Source organism: Mesorhizobium sp. WSM3866 (genome assembly GCF_002294795.1).
Taxonomy (GTDB): Bacteria; Pseudomonadota; Alphaproteobacteria; order Rhizobiales; family Rhizobiaceae; genus Mesorhizobium.
This window is the reverse complement of sequence record NZ_NSGC01000003.1, coordinates 126,836-142,952: the sequence shown is the minus strand read 5'-3', so window position 1 is coordinate 142,952 and position 16,117 is coordinate 126,836. Positions and strand designations below refer to the sequence as shown.

At 64.6% G+C, this 16,117-nt stretch carries 14 protein-coding genes; 7 read left to right on the top strand and 7 right to left on the bottom strand.

The features are described from left to right. Nucleotides 1–278 precede the first annotated feature (278 nt). The 5 genes from CK222_RS08750 to gmk all read left to right on the top strand — a co-directional run bounded on the left by CK222_RS08750 (nucleotide 279) and on the right by gmk (nucleotide 4,871). Nucleotides 279–515 (top strand): acyl carrier protein, encoded by a 237-nt coding sequence (locus CK222_RS08750; RefSeq protein ID WP_006203723.1) that lies wholly within the window; start codon nucleotides 279–281, stop codon nucleotides 513–515. A 34-nt stretch (nucleotides 516–549) separates the two neighbouring features. Beyond that, nucleotides 550–1,812 (top strand): beta-ketoacyl-ACP synthase II, encoded by a 1,263-nt coding sequence (fabF, locus tag CK222_RS08745; protein ID WP_095779177.1) that lies wholly within the window; start codon nucleotides 550–552, stop codon nucleotides 1,810–1,812. A gap of 103 nt (nucleotides 1,813–1,915) precedes the next feature. After that, nucleotides 1,916–3,145 (top strand): endolytic transglycosylase MltG, encoded by a 1,230-nt coding sequence (gene mltG, locus CK222_RS08740; protein WP_095800079.1) that lies wholly within the window; start codon nucleotides 1,916–1,918, stop codon nucleotides 3,143–3,145. Nucleotides 3,146–3,300: 155 nt separating this feature from the next. Further along, nucleotides 3,301–4,191 (top strand): YicC/YloC family endoribonuclease, encoded by an 891-nt coding sequence (locus CK222_RS08735; RefSeq protein WP_095800078.1) that lies wholly within the window; start codon nucleotides 3,301–3,303, stop codon nucleotides 4,189–4,191. Between the two features lie 5 nt (nucleotides 4,192–4,196). Further along, nucleotides 4,197–4,871, top strand: coding sequence for a guanylate kinase (gene gmk / locus CK222_RS08730; protein WP_066995702.1), 675 nt, complete (start codon nucleotides 4,197–4,199; stop codon nucleotides 4,869–4,871). 48 nt (nucleotides 4,872–4,919) lie between these two features. Here gmk and rsmA read toward each other — a convergent pair whose 3' ends face one another. From rsmA to lptF, 6 genes are all read right to left on the bottom strand, one after another. Next, on the bottom strand, nucleotides 4,920–5,780 hold the full coding sequence (gene rsmA, locus CK222_RS08725) for a 16S rRNA (adenine(1518)-N(6)/adenine(1519)-N(6))-dimethyltransferase RsmA (RefSeq protein WP_095800077.1): 861 nt from the start codon (nucleotides 5,778–5,780) through the stop codon (nucleotides 4,920–4,922). Further along, nucleotides 5,777–6,811, bottom strand: a complete 1,035-nt coding sequence (gene pdxA, locus CK222_RS08720) for a 4-hydroxythreonine-4-phosphate dehydrogenase PdxA (RefSeq protein ID WP_095800076.1) — start codon at nucleotides 6,809–6,811, stop codon at nucleotides 5,777–5,779. Before pdxA ends, rsmA begins: the two co-directional genes overlap by 4 nt. Nucleotides 6,812–6,889: 78 nt before the next feature. After that, nucleotides 6,890–7,816, bottom strand: a complete 927-nt coding sequence (locus CK222_RS08715; RefSeq protein WP_066995711.1) for a peptidylprolyl isomerase — start codon at nucleotides 7,814–7,816, stop codon at nucleotides 6,890–6,892. A 206-nt stretch (nucleotides 7,817–8,022) separates the two neighbouring features. Beyond that, nucleotides 8,023–10,437: an LPS-assembly protein LptD gene (locus CK222_RS08710; protein ID WP_176477598.1), complete on the bottom strand. Its 2,415-nt coding sequence runs from the start codon at nucleotides 10,435–10,437 to the stop codon at nucleotides 8,023–8,025. Then, on the bottom strand, nucleotides 10,437–11,519 hold the full coding sequence (gene lptG, locus CK222_RS08705) for an LPS export ABC transporter permease LptG (RefSeq protein ID WP_095800075.1): 1,083 nt from the start codon (nucleotides 11,517–11,519) through the stop codon (nucleotides 10,437–10,439). The genes CK222_RS08710 and lptG overlap by 1 nt, the downstream gene beginning before the upstream one ends. A gap of 2 nt (nucleotides 11,520–11,521) precedes the next feature. Next, nucleotides 11,522–12,721 (bottom strand): LPS export ABC transporter permease LptF, encoded by a 1,200-nt coding sequence (gene lptF, locus CK222_RS08700; RefSeq protein WP_095800074.1) that lies wholly within the window; start codon nucleotides 12,719–12,721, stop codon nucleotides 11,522–11,524. A 349-nt stretch (nucleotides 12,722–13,070) separates the two neighbouring features. On the opposite strand from lptF, the gene CK222_RS08695 reads away from it, so the two are divergent. Then, entirely contained in the window at nucleotides 13,071–14,597 is a 1,527-nt protein-coding gene (locus CK222_RS08695) for a leucyl aminopeptidase (RefSeq protein ID WP_095800073.1), read from the top strand. Nucleotides 14,598–14,604: 7 nt separating this feature from the next. Continuing rightward, complete coding sequence (locus CK222_RS08690; RefSeq protein WP_095800072.1) at nucleotides 14,605–15,054, top strand: DNA polymerase III subunit chi; 450 nt, start codon at nucleotides 14,605–14,607, stop codon at nucleotides 15,052–15,054. 193 nt (nucleotides 15,055–15,247) lie between these two features. On the opposite strand, the gene CK222_RS08685 is transcribed toward CK222_RS08690, so the two are convergent. Next, on the bottom strand, nucleotides 15,248–16,045 hold the full coding sequence (locus CK222_RS08685; protein WP_141247043.1) for an OmpA family protein: 798 nt from the start codon (nucleotides 16,043–16,045) through the stop codon (nucleotides 15,248–15,250). Between the last annotated feature and the right edge of the window lie 72 nt (nucleotides 16,046–16,117).

Genomic DNA, 16,117 nt, shown 5'->3' with positions numbered 1-16,117 from the left:
GCGGCTTCCTGCGCTTCCGCTCCGGCCCTCGAAAGCCGCCATTTTCGGCTCGGCTTGAGCTGAATCTCACACACCTGGGCGACCGAGCCCCGGGCGCCTGTGAAAACAGCCATTTCGGCTTGGACGCCCGCTGTTTTTCGTGTAATGCGGCCGGCAACCCGGCGGTTCGGGCAAAAACCGGTCCTGTGGCGTTGCGTTTCCCACAAGACCATCTTTCAGCTTGATTAGCGGCATTCCGCCCGCTAACGAAGACAACACAACGTAAGACGAGGCCCCAAATGAGTGACACCGCAGAGCGCGTCAAGAAGATCGTCATCGAGCATCTCGGCGTCGATGCCGACAAAGTGACGGAGCAGGCGAGCTTCATCGACGATCTGGGCGCGGACAGCCTCGATACGGTCGAACTCGTGATGGCGTTCGAAGAAGAGTTCGGCGTCGAGATTCCAGACGACGCCGCCGAGACCATCCTGACTGTCGGCGATGCCGTGAAGTATATCGATAAGGCCTCGGCCTGAGGCTTTCCGCGGGTATCGCCGGGGAGGACCTGCGATGAGGCGAGTCGTCGTCACGGGCCTTGGCCTGCTTTCGCCGTTCGGCATGGGTGTCGAGCACAGCTGGAAGGAACTGCTTTCCGGCCGCAGCGCCGCCTGCCGCATCACCGAATTCGAGGTGGACGACCTTGCCTGCAAGATCGCCCACGTCATTCCGCGCGGCGACGGCTCGAACGGCACCTTCAATCCCGAGGCCGTGCTCGAGCCGAAGGAACTGCGCAAGATCGGCGACTTCATCCTCTACGGCATCGCGGCGGCCGACGAGGCGCTGGCCGATTCCGGCTGGAAGCCCGAGACGCATGAGGACCAGTGCGCCACCGGCGTGCTGATCGGTTCGGGCATCGGCGGCATCGACGGCATCGCCGAGAACGCGATGATCCTGAAGGAGCGCGGCCCGCGCCGCATCAGCCCGTTCTTCATCCCCGGACAGATCATTAACCTGGTCTCCGGCCAGGTTTCCATCCGGCACGGGCTGAAAGGCCCGAACCATGCTGTCGTCACCGCCTGCTCGACGGGCGCGCACGCCATCGGCGATGCCGCGCGGCTGATCATCTGGGGCGATGCCGACGTCATGGTGGCCGGCGGCGCCGAGGCGCCGATCACCCGGCTTTCGATGGCAGGTTTCGCCGCCTGCCGCGCGCTCTCCACCGAGCGCAACGATGCGCCCGAGATCGCTTCGCGCCCCTATGACCGCGACCGCGACGGCTTCGTCATGGGCGAGGGCGCCGGCGTCGTCGTCCTCGAGGAGCTCGAGCACGCCAAGGCGCGCGGCGCCAAGATCTATGCCGAGGTCACCGGCTACGGCCTGACCGGCGATGCCTATCACATCACCGCCCCGGCCGAGGACGGCGACGGCGCCTTCCGCTGCATGACGGCGGCGCTGAATCGGGCGAAGCTCTCGCCCGCCGACATCGACTACATCAATGCGCACGGCACCTCGACCATGGCCGACACGATCGAGCTCGGCGCCGTGGAGCGGCTGGTCGGCAATGCCGCTTCCAAGATCTCGATGTCGTCCACCAAGTCGTCGATCGGTCATCTGCTGGGCGCTGCGGGCGCCGCGGAAGCGATCTTCTCGATCCTCGCAATCCGCGACAACATTGCCCCCGCCACCATCAACCTCGACAATCCGGAACGCGAGACGGCGATCGATCTCGTGCCGAACAAGCCGCGCCAGCGCCAGATCGATGTGGCGCTGTCGAACTCCTTCGGCTTCGGCGGCACCAACGCCTCGCTCGTCTTCCAACGTTACGATGGCTGAACATTCAGCCTACCGGCAGGTCCGCCGCCTGCCGTCATTTTTGCCAAATTTGCCCCTACACTTCGGCTAGGGGATTCGTTGCAAGATCAGACGGTAGGGCGCCATGAATACAAATCCGGGCGGCGGTGGAGAATTCGGACAGCGTCAGGCGCAAGGACCGATCGTGCCCAAGACAGCCGCCGAGGCGCTGCGCCCCGAGGCCGGCACGCCGCCGCCGTCAAAACGCTCGCGCGCGTCGCGCAGCCAGGTCGTCGTATTCCTGAATTTCTTCCTTTCGTTGGTCATCCTGGTCGTGCTTGCCTCGGGTGCCGCACTCTATTTCGGCATGCAGGCCTTCATTGAGCCGGGCCCGTCCGCCAATGGCGACACCTTCATGGTCAAGCCGAACACCGGCGTTCAGGAGATCGCCGACCAGCTGGAGCGGCGCGGCCTGGTCAGCGATGCGCGCATCTTCAGGCTGGGGGTGCGTGCCACCGGCAACGATTCCGCGCTGAAGGCCGGCGAATACGCCATCAAGCCGCGTGCCTCGATGCGCGACATCATGGAGCTGTTCAAGAGCGGCAAGTCGGTAATGTATTCGCTGACCATCCCAGAGGGGCTCACGGTTGAGCAGGCGCTGCAGCGCGTGGCCGAGCAGGAGGCGCTGACCGGCGACATGCCGGCGGCCATGCCGCCCGAGGGCAGCATCGCGACCGACACGCTGCGCTTCACGCGCGGCGCCACCCGGCAGCAGATGGTCGAAAAGCTGGTCGCCGACCAAAAGAAGCTGGTCGAGGACGTCTGGGCGCATCGCGCGCCCGACCTGCCGATCGCCAATATGGAGGACTTCGTCATCCTGGCCTCGATCGTCGAGAAGGAGACGGGCAGGGGCGACGAGCGCTCGCGCGTGGCCGCGGTCTTCCTCAACCGGCTCGCCAAGGGCATGCGGCTGCAGTCGGATCCGACCATCATCTACGGCCTGTTCGGCGGCAAGGGCAAACCGGCCGACAGGCCGATCTATCAGTCCGACATCGAGAAGCAGACGCCGTATAACACCTATCTGATCAAAGGTCTGCCGCCGACGCCGATCGCCAATCCGGGCCGCGCCGCACTCGAGGCGGTGGCCAATCCTTCGAAGACCGATGACCTTTATTTCGTCGCCGACGGCAATGGCGGCCATGTCTTTGCCGCGACGCTGGAAGAGCACAATCAGAACGTCGCCCGCTATCGGGCGGTGCAGAAGAAGCAGGCCGATACGGCGGCCAAGGCCTCCGGCCAGACGACGGCGCCGGCCACTCCCGACGACGGTGCCAGTGCAGGCGCCAGCGGCGAAAATGGCGACGCGGCCCAGTAGGACGCGGTGATTGCCGGATCTGGCCCGCCTCCTTTGACGCCGGGCCGTATTCATGTTTTGAGGGGACATCCGACGCTGGCCAGAGGTCCGGCGTCTTGCTAGGGGCGCATGCTCGGGCAATCGCGCCGGGCCTGCGTCAAGGGGTGACACGCATCATGAACGTGCAGAGCATGACCGGTTTCGCGCGAGCCGTCGCTGAGCTCGACGGCACGTCGATCGCCTGGGAAGTCAAATCGGTCAACGGCAAGAGCGTCGAGGTCAGGCTGAGGCTGCCGCAGGGTTTCGACCGGCTGGAGCCCGCTGTAAGGCAGACCGTGCAGAAGCGCTTCGCGCGCGGCAATTTCCAGGCAACGCTGACTGTCGCGCGCGCCGCCGCCCAGCAGGCGCAGCCGGTGGTCAACGAGGCGTTCCTGAAGGACTTGGCGGGACTGGCCAAGCGCCTCCAGGAGCAGTTCGGCACCGCGCCGGCGACGGCTGACGGTCTGCTGGCGCTGCGCGGCGTGCTCGACATCCTGGAGACGGTCGAGACCGAGGAGGAGCGCGCCGCCCTCGACGCGACGATCCTGTCGGCGCTGGACATGGCGCTGGCCGGATTGCAGCAGGCAAGGCAGAGCGAAGGTGCCGCGCTGCGCAAGTTGTTGTCCGGCCATATCGACGCCATCGAGGCGCTGACGCTGAAGGCCGAGGCCGACCCGTCGCGCGAGCCGGCGGCGATCCGCGAGCGCATCACCGAACAGGTCCGCCTGCTGATGGATGCGTCGGCCAATCTCGACGCGGTCCGTCTGCATCAGGAAGCGGCCTTCCTCGCCACCAAGGCCGATATCCGCGAGGAGATCGACCGGCTGAAAACGCATGTCGCATCAGGCCGCACGCTGCTTTCCAGCGGAGGCGCCGTCGGCCGCAAGCTCGATTTTCTGGCGCAGGAATTCAATCGCGAATCGAATACCTTGTGTTCCAAGTCGAATGCCGCCGCGGTCACCGCGATCGGGCTGGAGCTCAAGGCGGTGGTCGATCAGTTTCGCGAGCAGGTTCAGAATCTGGAGTGACGGGGATGGTTGCCAAGGAGCCTACGGCCGCCAGGGATCTGGGGTCCCGCATCCGCCGCCGCGGGCTGATGCTGGTGCTGTCGTCGCCGTCGGGCGCCGGCAAGTCGACGATCGCGCGCAATCTTCTGGAAAGCGATTCGAGCCTGGAGCTGTCGGTCTCCGTCACCACCAGGCCGCGTCGCGGCTCGGAGATCGAGGGCGTCCATTATCTTTTCCGCACCATGCGCGAGTTCGAACGGCTGCGCGATTCCGACGCGCTGCTCGAATGGGCCGAGGTGCACGGCAATTTCTATGCGACGCCGCGCGAGCCGGCCGAGGCAGCACTTGCCGAAGGCCGCGACATGCTGTTCGACATCGACTGGCAGGGCGCCCAGCAGCTCAAGGAGAAGATGCGCGCCGACATTGTCTCGATCTTCATCCTGCCGCCTTCAATGAAGGAGTTGAAGGCGCGCCTGAAGCGCCGCGCCGAGGACCAGGAGCAGGTCATCGAGACCAGGCTGAAGAATGCCCGCGTCGAGATCGAGCACTGGAAGGAATATGACTTCGTCATCGTCAACGACGATCTCGACCGCGCCTTTGCCGAGGTGCGTGCAATCGTTACAGCCGAGCGCCTGCGCCGCGACCGTCGGCCGGGCCTGTTCGATTTCATCTCGGGCTTGCTGGACGAGAAGACGGAGTGAGAGGGAGTGCCTCCCCTTCTCCCACAAGGGGAGAAGCAGGCCGGCGGGCTACAGCGCGTTCGTCAACCTTACGAACTCTTCCACACTCAGCGTCTCGGCCCGGCGCGTCGGGTCGATGCCGGCGCGGGTGAGCAGGGCTTCTCCGCCCAAGCTCTTCACGCTTTGCCGCAGCATCTTGCGGCGCTGGCCGAAGGCGGCTTCGGTGATGCGGCCCAGCCTCTTGCCGTCGGTGGGCAGGGGAGATGGACGCGGCACCAGATGCACCACCGAGGACGTGACCTTCGGCGGCGGAGTGAAAGCCTGCGGCGGCACGTCGAAGGCGATCTTTGCCTCGGTGCGCCAGCCGGCAAGCACGCCGAGCCGGCCATAGGCGTCGCTGCCCGGGCTTGCTGTGATGCGCTCGGCCACCTCGCGCTGGAACATCAGCGTCATCGATTGATAGAAGGGCGGCCAATCGGCCGTTGTCAGCCAGCGGATCAGAAGCTCCGTACCGATGTTGTAGGGCAGGTTGGCGGCGATCTTCACCGGGCCGCCGCCCGCCGTGCCGGCAAGCGCGGCAAAATCCGTCTTCAGCGCATCGCCGGGAATGACCTCGAGCCGGCCGGGATAATGGCCGGACACCTCCGCCAACGCTTCCAGACAGCGCTCGTCGCGCTCGACGGCGATCACGCGTTTGACGCCGTTGAAGAGCAGCGCCCGCGTCAGCCCGCCGGGGCCGGGCCCGACCTCGATCACGGTCGTCTCGCTGAGGTCGCCGGCCGCGCGCGCGATCTTGCTCGTCAGATTGAGGTCGAGCAGGAAGTTCTGGCCGAGCGCTTTCTTCGCCTGCAAACCGTGGCGCTCGATCACCTCGCGCAGTGGCGGCAATCCGTCGATGGTCGTGCGCCCCCCGCTCAAATCGAGCCTCATGCCGCCGCAGTCCGGCGGCCGCTGTCGGCGAGGCGGCGCGCCAGCCTCAGCGCCGCGATCAGGCTGTCGGCGCGTGCAATGCCCCTGCCGGCGATGTCGAACGCGGTGCCGTGGTCCGGCGAGGTGCGGATGAAGGGCAGGCCGAGCGTCACATTGACGGCCTCGTCGAAGCCCAGCGTCTTGGCTGGGATCAGCGCCTGGTCGTGATACATGCAAAGGGCTGCGTCATAGCCGGCGCGTGCCTGCGGATGGAACATCGTGTCGGCCGGCAGCGGCCCGACGGCGTCGATGCCCTCGGCCTGAAGCGCCTCAACGGCAGGCAGGACGATCGACAGATCCTCCGCGCCCATCGCGCCGCCTTCGCCGGCATGCGGATTGAGCCCGGCGATGGCGAGCCTGGGCCGCGCGATGCCGAAGCGGCTCTCGAGGTCGGCCGCGGTGATGCGTCCTGTGGCCACGATCAGCTCGCTCGTCAGAACCTTCGGCACCTCGGCAAGCGCGATGTGGATGGTGACCGGAACCGTGCGCAATTCGGGCCCGGCAAGCAGCATTACCGGCGTCACCTCGGCGCCGGTGTGGCGCGAGGCCAGATGCGCCAGGTATTCGGTGTGGCCGGGAAAGCGAAAGCCGGCGTCGTAGAGCGGCTTCTTGGCGATGGGACAGGTGACCACCGCTGCGGCGCGGCCGGCGAGGCAGTCGGCGACGGCGCGGTCGATCGCTTCGATGGTGCCCGCGGCATTGGCCGAATTCGGCTTTCCGGGACTGTCCAGATGCCGGGCGTAGAGTGGCACGACGGGCAATGCGCGGGGAAAGTGGTGTGCCGCTTGCCCCGGCACGGTCTCCATGATCGCCACGTTGGCCCCGATCTGACGCGCCCGCGCCTTGATCAGGGCAGGGTCGGCGAGCAGGTAGAAGGGCGGCACGCCGGCGCTGTCGCCCGCCTGCCAGGCGGTGATGGCGATCTCGGGCCCGATGCCGGATGGATCGCCGACGCTGAGCGCCAGCGGCGCGTCGGTCCTACTTGCGCTCATGGCGTAACGTGGGGCGCCATGCCTGCTTCGAAGCAGGGCGGGTGGCTCGAGCCTTGTTCTGTCATGCGCCGCAACGGCCTATCGCTCGACGATGGTGGCCTTCTTGCGCAGTTCCTCGACATATTTCTTGCTGAGCTCGTCGGCGTCCTTGTCGTTGCTGCCGCCTTCGGCCTGGAACACCATCTGGGCGGCCTTGTCGTCGGAAACCTCGCGCGAGGAACAGATACCGATGAACTCGACGCCGCGTTCGGTCTCGCGCGTCGGCGTCGCCCCTCCGACCTTGGTCGCCTTGATCTGTTCGGCCCAGTCCGACGGCAATTGCGGCGCCAGCACGCGGCCGAGATCGCGCACCGTGACGTCGATCAGCCCTTTGGCGAATTCGCGCGTGGTGTTGCAGCCGTTGAAGCGGGCACGCATGGCGTCGGCCTCGCGCTTGCGCTTGGCAAGCGTGGCCGAGCGCTCGGAAGCGGGCACCACGAAGATGACCTGCTGCAGCATATATTCCGTGGCGCTCGGCTTGGAGCCGCCCTTGTCGAGCATGCGGCGGACCGCATCCTGCTCAGTCACCGAGCCACCCTCGCCGGAGCGGTAGCGCGCGCCAAGCGCCTGGTTCCAGGCCATCTGCGCGCGGATGAACTCCTTGAAATGCTCCTTGGTGACGCCCGACTGCGCCATGACGGCGTCGAGCTTCGCGAGCGGCATCTTGTTGTTGGAGGCAAAACGCTGATAGGCGGCGTCGACCTGCTGGTCGGTGATGCGGATGCCGAGCCGCTTGGCCTCGGCAAGCCGCAGCGTCTGGTCGATCATTTCCTTGGCCGCGTCGCCTTTCTTGCGCTGCAGCTTGAAGAATGCGGCGCGATGGGCGATGTCGCCGGTGGTGATCGGTATGTTGTTGACGACATATTTGATCTGGCTGGCGAATGCCGGCGGCGTCATTGCCGCGATCGAAACCGAGGTCGCCGCCACCAGCAGCGCGAATCCTGCCGAAAACAGGTATTTCCTCATCTCACCTTCCCAATTCCTATCCGCCACGACGGCGCCGCACGTCCTCCGAACGGATGCGCTATGTGGTCGACCCCATGCCCGTCCTATGCGGCGAAACAATGTCGCCGGCGCATGACCCCGAGAATGGGCCCCACTTTCGAAGGATCACGCGCCAAACCAAGCTTCACGCCAGCGACGGCGCACGCCGTGACCGGCGCTGCCTCCGCTTACTGGATCGTGTCGACGCCGCTGGTCGACGAGCCGAAATCGCCGAGCGTGCGGAACGACAGGTTGAAGCCGATATTCTGCGACACCTCCTTGGTGACCGTATCGCGCGTCTGCGAGAACGTCATCACATAGGTGAAGCAGGAATCGTTATAGGCGAAGCCGACGCCGTCCTTAACCAGGACGCTTGTCTCCAGGTCGTAGGTGCCGGTGCCGAAGACCCGCCAGCTCTCGGCCAGGTGCGTAGAGGCTCCGAGCGTGACCTCGTGGCGGTCCGTGGCGAAGCCGTAGAGCGGCTGCGCCTGGATGAAGGCATATTTGGCGCTGAGCGAAACCGGCAGGCCGGAATAGGCCGCCTTGATCTCCGCGCGCCTGACCTCGAATGTCTGCTCGTCGAACCGGCCGCTGAGCGAGCCGGAGAAGCCGCTCGGGCTGTTGAAGCCGATGAGGCCGACATAGTCGGACTTGGCGGTCTGCAGGCCCGAATAGGCGCCAACATTGACGAGGTCCGGCGCGTCGAAGGAGTTCTCGCCGCCCAGTTGGTAGGATTGGCCGAAGATGGCGTTGGTGCCCCAGCCGTTTCCATAGGCGCCGGAGTAGCGGAAGCCGACATTGGCGCGCGTGCCGCCTTCGATGCGATCGTAGCCGGAGAACTTGTCGCGCTCGAACAGGGTCGTGGCGTCGAAGACGAAGCTCTGCGCGTCCTCGTTCGGAATGGCCAGCCCGCCGACATATTGCTCGTTCGGCCGCACGAAGATCTGCGCTGTCGGTTCCAGGACATGACTGGAGTTCGACATCGAGAACAGGAGTGGCCAGCGCATCTCCAGGCCGAGCGTGGCCATGTAGCGGGCGAGCGAGGAGCGCATGTCGACATCCTCGCCGAGATTCGCCGCCATCTGGTTGACCGCCGCCAGCGATTCGGATGTGGTCGACACATAGCCGGCGTCGCCACGGAAGGCGAGCAGCGGCGTCAGCTGCAGTCCGTCATCGGTGGTGAAGGTGCGCTTCCATTCGGCCTCCGCCGTCAACCGGCTGGACTGGCCCTCGAGGCCGCGCACGTTGTTGATGGAAGTGTCGTCGAGCGGATTGGCCAGCACCGCGTCCAGCCGGTCGCGGCTGATGACGCGCGCATTGACGTTGAGCGACAACTGCCCGCCCGCCACCGACATGTCGGGAATATAGGCGTAGTCGAACGACGGCAGCACCCAGGGCTGCTTGGCGGAGCGCGCCGTCGGGTCGCTGGACAGCGTGTCTTCCTGCACCTCGAACCGCATTGCCCTGACATCGAAATAATTACGGTCGCTCAGGCCCGTCAGATAGATCGACGACTGGTGGACGAGGTCGTTGTAGCCGTCGATGTTATAGGTGCGCGAAAAATTCTTGTCGGTCTGCAGCAGCACGTCCCAGCCGAAGTTCCAGCGCTCGTTGATGGCGAACTGGCCCTTGGTGCCCATCATGCCGCGGAACTTGTTGGGATCGTTTGGCTCTCCCGAATCGACGGTAAAGCGATTGCCCGTGCCGATGAAGGCGTCCGGATCCTGCTGATTGATGCCGGCGATTTTCAGGCTGTATTCGCCATTGTTGAAGCGCTGCCGCCATTCGGCCTCGCCGAGGAAGCCCTGCTTGGTGTAGCCGCTGCCGGTGACGGTCAGGTCATAGGTCGGCGAGAGCGCGAAATAGTAGGGTACTTTGAGGCCGACGCCGAGGTTGTTGTTGTAGACGATGCCGGGGATCAGGAAGCCGCTCTTGCGCTTGACCGTCGGGTCGGCGATCTCGAAGGCTGGCAAATAGGCAAGCGGATAGCCGAAGAACTCGAAATTCGCATTCTCGAAGCGAACCGTCTTCTTCTCGCCGTTCCAGATGATCTTCCTCGCCTTGACGCGCCATGTCGGCGCCGAGTCGGGCTTGTCCTCGCAAGGCTCGCAAGCGGTGTAGATGCCGTTGTGGAATGTCGTCAGCGCGCCGCCCATGCGTTCGGCGCTTTCGGCGGCGAAATAGGCCTTCTCGACCGTCTCGACGCGCAGCGCGTTGACGAAGCCGTCGGCGAAATCGTCGGTGATGTCGATATGCTCGGAATTGATCTTGGTGCCGTCGCTGTTGATGAGCTCGACGGCGCCGCTGGCGACGAGGCGCTTGGTATCGCGGTTGTACACGACGCGCTGGGCGACGAGCTTGTTGCCGCCATAGTCGATCTGCACGCCGCCGACGGCCGTCACCGTGTGCTTGTCGTTGTCATAGACGAGCGTATCGGCGGCCAGCAGCATCTGTGTGCCGGAGGGAACAGGCTTCGCCGTGATGGTCTGCGCCAGCGCCGGCACCGTCGGTACCACGCAAGCGAACAAACATGCCAAGGCTGTCGCCCCATAAAGGCGTGCCAGGCCGGCCTGCCTATGGCTGCGCAAACCAGCCTCCCTCACTAGCCGTCTTCCTTGTATAGCAGAAAAGTCACCCCGAAGAACATAGCCACGACAACCGGAACCCATGCAGCCACCATTGTAGGCACGAATCCGGCGACCCCGAATGCCTTGACCAGTACCGAAACGACATAAAGCAGAAAGCCGGCCAGGACGCCACCCAGAATCATCGTCGCCGACTGCCCCATCCGCGCAAATCGCATTGAAACTGTTGCCGCAATCAGCGTCATGGCGACGAGGAGAAACGGCAACGCCACCAGCGAATCAAACTGCATGGCGAAGGCATTTGCCTTGAGGCCGAAGGAGCGGGCAACCTCGATCTTTGCCGGCAGCTCGTAGAACGGAATGGTTTCCGGGCGCGCCAGGCGTTCCTGCACGAATTCCGGCTTGAGGTTGGTGGCCACGCGGTCGGAAGCCTCGGCACGGATGTTGCCGTCCTTGAACAGCTTGACGTCCTGCAATTCCCAGTAGCCGTCGCGCAGGAAGGCGCGCGCGGCGTCCTTGCGCTCGACGATGTTGCCCTGCTGGTCGAGCACGAAGAATACCGCGTCCGCCATCTCCAGCCCCTGGTTGAGGATGGCGCGGGCGCCGATGATGGTGTCGCCGGAGTTGGTCTTTTGCCTCAGCCAGGGCGTCGTGTCCTCCGCGACGGCGTTCGACTTGCCGGCGCGCAGCTGGTTTTCCATCTGCTCCGACCAGGAAAATCCGTGCGCGGCGATCGGGTTGAGCACGCCGACCGACAGCAGCCCGAACATCAGCGCGCCGACGCAGCACGGGAACAGGAACTGCCAGGCCGAAACCCCCGCCGAGCGCGCGATGACAAGCTCGTAGCGGCGGTTGAGCGACACCAGCGTCGCCATCGCCGAAAACAGCCCGACGAAAGGCACCGTCTGCAGCATGATCATCGGCATCCTCAGCGCCGAAATGGCGAAGGCGGTGCCGTAGGTGAAGCCCGGCAGTCCGGTCGTGCGCCCCGAAAGTTCGGTGAAATCGATCAGGAACACCAGCGCCAAAAGGCCGAGGAAGAACCAGATGGTGATCGACACGTAGCGGAAGAAGAAATAACGGCCCAGCGTCCAGCCCATCGTCAGGCTCCCTGGCCGGAGGTGCCGCGCCGGGCGAGCCACAGCTTGAGCGCCGTCCAGCCCTCGCTCACGCGGCCGGCGAGATTCGTCATCCAGTCGGCCCAGGCGGCGGGCAGTTCCATGCTCCGCGACGAGACGATGAACCAGGCGGAGACCGCCGACGCCACGATCGGAACCGCGTAGACCATATAGGCGTAGTACCAAACCTTGTCGGCCTTGCCGGCGGCGAAGAAGCCAAGCCAGCGGACGAAAAGGGCGATAGCGATTGCCGTGATCAGCGGATGGATGCGCGCCTCGCGGTGCGAGCGCGCGTCGCCCGCGACCGCAAGCGCGATCAGCGCGAAGACCAGCGAATAAGACCATTCGGAGAAGCGCTGGTTGACCTCGGCCGTATAGCCGCCCGGATTGCGCTGGTACATCTTGTCGTTGGGATCCGGGTCGAGCAGGTATGGCGTCGTCCGGTCCTTGGGCAGCAGCGTGATCTCGTTCGCCGCCGACATGAAGGCGGACAGGTCGAAGGCGTAGGAGGTGAAACGGATGACGGAAAGGTCGCCGGTCACCGATTTGCGGTTGATGACGCCGTCATTCATCATCAGCACCTTCTCGTCGCCTTTTTCGACGATGCTGCCGGTCTTTGCGTAATAGGTGAGGTTGGCGCCTTCCTCGCGCGAATCGGCGACGAAGATGCCGCCGAGCTTGTTGTCTGGCAGCCGTTCTCCGATCTGCAGGAACAGGCCGTCGTCGATCTTACGAAACGTGCCTTCCTGGATGATCAGTGACAGAAGGTCGGCGCGCGAGGCCGCCACCAGCTGCCGGTTCTTCTGCCTGGCATAGGGATCGACGCCGTTATCGACGGCAAAGGAAAAGACGCTGGCCGCCAGCGCCAGCAGAAGGATCGGCCGCGCGATCGCCCAACGCGAGGCGCCCGCGGCGTTGATCACCGCCAGCTCCGAATCCGTGTTCATGGCGCTCAGCGTCTGCGCCACCGCGACCACCAGCGCGAACGGCACCACGATCGGGACGATCGAGGGGATGATCAGGGCCGCGACTTCGAAGAAGGTCAACGCCGACTGGCCACTGTCGGTGACCAAGTCGATCTTGGCGAGCACCTGCGTCGTCCACACGATCGCCAGTGTCCACGCCAGCGCCGCCAGGAACATCGCGGTAGCGCGACGCATGATGTAGCGTTCAACGACCTTCATGAAGGCTTTTCTCGATTGTGCCGAACGGCATCATGCCCACCGACAAGGTAGTCATCCGCCGACGCCTGCACAACCGGGTCCATAGGCGGCTCATCTGGTTTGTCCTCTCCACGCCACGCGCCCGGCGCGGCGGAGTCTCCGCGTCAATGAATAAGAAATGCGAAACATTGATGGTTAACAACAGGTTGCGGCATAAAGCTTGCGTTCCGCCGCGACGAATCCTTGGTTGGTTTCGGCGCCGATATAGACAGCGATTTCGGCCAAAGTCTTGCCAAATGGCCGAAAACGACCAAATGTCGCGCACGCTTGAAAGCCGGTTCGCGGCGCCTCACCCCGGAAGCAGGATCTGATGACTTCGAGACCTTCGATTGCCTTTGCCAAATTCGCCGCGCCCAAAAATGGCAGCGTCTTCGTGCTTGCGGCCGACGGCGGCGGCCTTGGCGATGCCGCGAAGGCCTGCGACCCGGCTGGCGCATTGGCGCGCGCCTTTCCGGTCGCCGATTTTTCCGGCAAGTTCGCGAGCTCGGTGGAAGTGCTGGCACCGGAGGGAACCTCTGTCGACCGGCTGGTGGCCGTCGGCGCCGGCAAGGTCGCAAACCTCGACGACTACGCCTGGCTGAAGCTCGGCGGCGCGGTTGCCGCCGCGCTGCGCAAGGCTGTGGAAGTCGCTGTCATCCTCGATCTTCCGGACCTCCAGCCGGACGGCAGGCAGGCGGCGCACCTTGCCGCCGGCATCCTCCTGCGCAGCTACGGCTTCGACAAATACAAGACCAGGAAGGACAAGGAAGACGGCCAATCCGACGTGAAGGGGGCGGAGAGCAAAAAGGCCGAAACCGCAAAGCCGGCCAAGATAACCATCCACTGCGCCGACCCTTCCGCCGCCAAGAAGGCCTTCGCCGCGGAAGAGGCCGTTATCGAAGGCGTGCTGCTTGCGCGCGATCTCGTCAACGAGCCGGCCAATACGCTCGGTCCGGTCGAGTTCGCCGCTCGCGCGAAGGAACTGGAAGGGCTCGGCGTTGAGGTCGAGATCCTCACCGAGAAGGAGATGAAAAGGCTCGGCATGGGCTCACTGCTCGGCGTCGCGCAGGGCTCGCCGCGCGGCGCCCGCATGGCCGTCATGCAATGGAAGGGCGGCAAGGCCAAGGACGCGCCGATCGCCTTCATCGGCAAGGGCGTCACCTTCGACACCGGCGGCAATTCAATGAAGCCGGCCTCCGGCATGGAGGACATGAAGGGCGACATGGGCGGAGCCGCCGCGGTCACCGGGCTGATCCGTGCGTTGGCCGCCCGCAAGGCCAAGGCCAATATCGTCGGCGTCATCGGCCTGGTCGAGAACGCCGTCGACGGCCATGCGCAACGCCCGGGCGACATCGTCACCTCGATGTCGGGCCAGACCATCGAGGTCTTGAACACCGACGCAGAAGGCCGCTTGGTGCTCGCCGATGCGCTCTGGTACACCAACGATCGCTTCAAGCCGAAATTCATGGTCAATCTGGCGACGCTGACCGGCGCCATCATGGTCGCGCTTGGCCAGCACTATGCCGGCCTGTTTTCCAACAATGACGAGTTGGCCGGCAGGCTTTTCGGCGCCGGCCAAGCCACGCAGGAGCGGCTGTGGCGCATGCCGCTTGGTGCCGAATACGACAAGCTGATCGAGTCCAAGAACGCCGACATGAAGAACATCGGCGGCCGCTATGGCGGCGCCATCATCGCCGCGCAGTTCCTGCAGCGTTTCGTCAAGGACACGCCCTGGGCGCATCTCGACATCGCCGGCACCGCGATGGGCGCGCCGGCGAGCGAGATCAACCAGTCCTGGGGCTCCGGCTTTGGCGTACGGCTGCTCGACAGGCTGGTGCGCGACCATTACGAAGGATAAGGCTGTCGTGGCCGACATCCTGTTCTACCACCTGACCGAATCGACGCTTGAGGAAGCCCTGCCGGGCCTGCTCGAGCGCAGTGTCGAGCGCGGCTGGCGCGCGGTCGTGCAGACCGGCACGGAGGAACGGCGGGACGCGCTCGACCAGCATTTGTGGACGTTTCGCGACGACTCCTTCCTCGCGCACGCCACCGACCGCGAAGCCTATCCGGCCGAGCAGCCGATCCTGCTCACCACGGGGGAGGGCAACCCCAACGCTGCCCAGATCCGCTTCCTGGTCGATGGTGCGCACCCGCCCGAGCTTTCGGGCTACGAGCGCGCCGTCTTCCTGTTCGACGGCCACGACGCAGCGCAGCTCAAGGGCGCGCGCAGCCACTGGAAGACGATGAAGGAAGCCGGCCACGCCGTGACCTACTGGCAGCAGACGCCCGACCGTCGCTGGGAGCGCAAGGCGTGAGGGTGATCAGCGGTCGCTCATCGTTGTCTTGTTGATTTTGGTGCTGGGCGGAAGGTCCTTCACCTGTCGGTGGATTTGGCCGGCGATATGCACTTTAACCCCGAAGACAAGTCTTCTTGATTTGCTCGACGGACATTTCCCCTCCGAGCACGGGTGGCGTCAAAAGTCGTAACATTCGCCGGCGGCAGGCGCGCTACATCAGCGATGCGGTGGCCATGCGATTTTTGGCGGTATTCGGCTTCTTGTCGCCGACATACTCAACATTCGTATCGATGAGGCGGTCGCTGTCGATGCCAATCGCGGTCATGATGTCCATGATCGCCTTGATCCGTTGCTTGGCCAGGTCCTTGTTCGTCTTTGCCGCATTGGCGCCCGTGATCTCCTTGGCGGCCAATGCCGTCAGTTCCACGTTGCAACGCGAATCCTTGATGCTGCTGGCGAAGTTCTCGAGGTCGCGTTTGACCGGGGGTGAAATCACCGAGGATCCGCTGTCGAAGAAGAGGGCGACCTGGGCAGGGCTTCGCTTTTCATACTGCCGGCAGGAGATCCCTTGCTTCGGCAAGGTATACAGGATAGCGCTCCGCGCCTGGTTCTTATCGCTGGCGCTATCGTCGACCCAATGAGAAAGCGCCAGCACCATTTCGGGCTTGACGCCCTGCGCTTTCAAAAACGCGCGTGTGGCGTTCAGCCTTTGGCCGGCAATGCCGTCCGCCTTGTCGTACGCGCCTTCCTTGCTGGCCGTCGCGTAGACCCGGTAGCCGCAATCGCGACCGGCGTCCTTGACGAATGCCGCCAGCCCTTTCGCGGTTTCGTCGGAAATCTTGCCGTCGCCCTTTTTGAAAAGGACGCGGTACGAGTTCCACTGGGTGCACTTCGGCCCGACGTCGCGCTCCTGGGCGGCGGCTGTGAAAAATGCGGTGCTGACGGGAATGATGAAAAGGCCCAGGACAAGGCCGATAATACTTTTCATTTCTTTGGCGCCTTTCCACACTGACCCGATCTGTTCTTATCGCACTTCGCACCTCTGATTCGCACCCATGAAAGGTCACGTTCGCGCGATTGG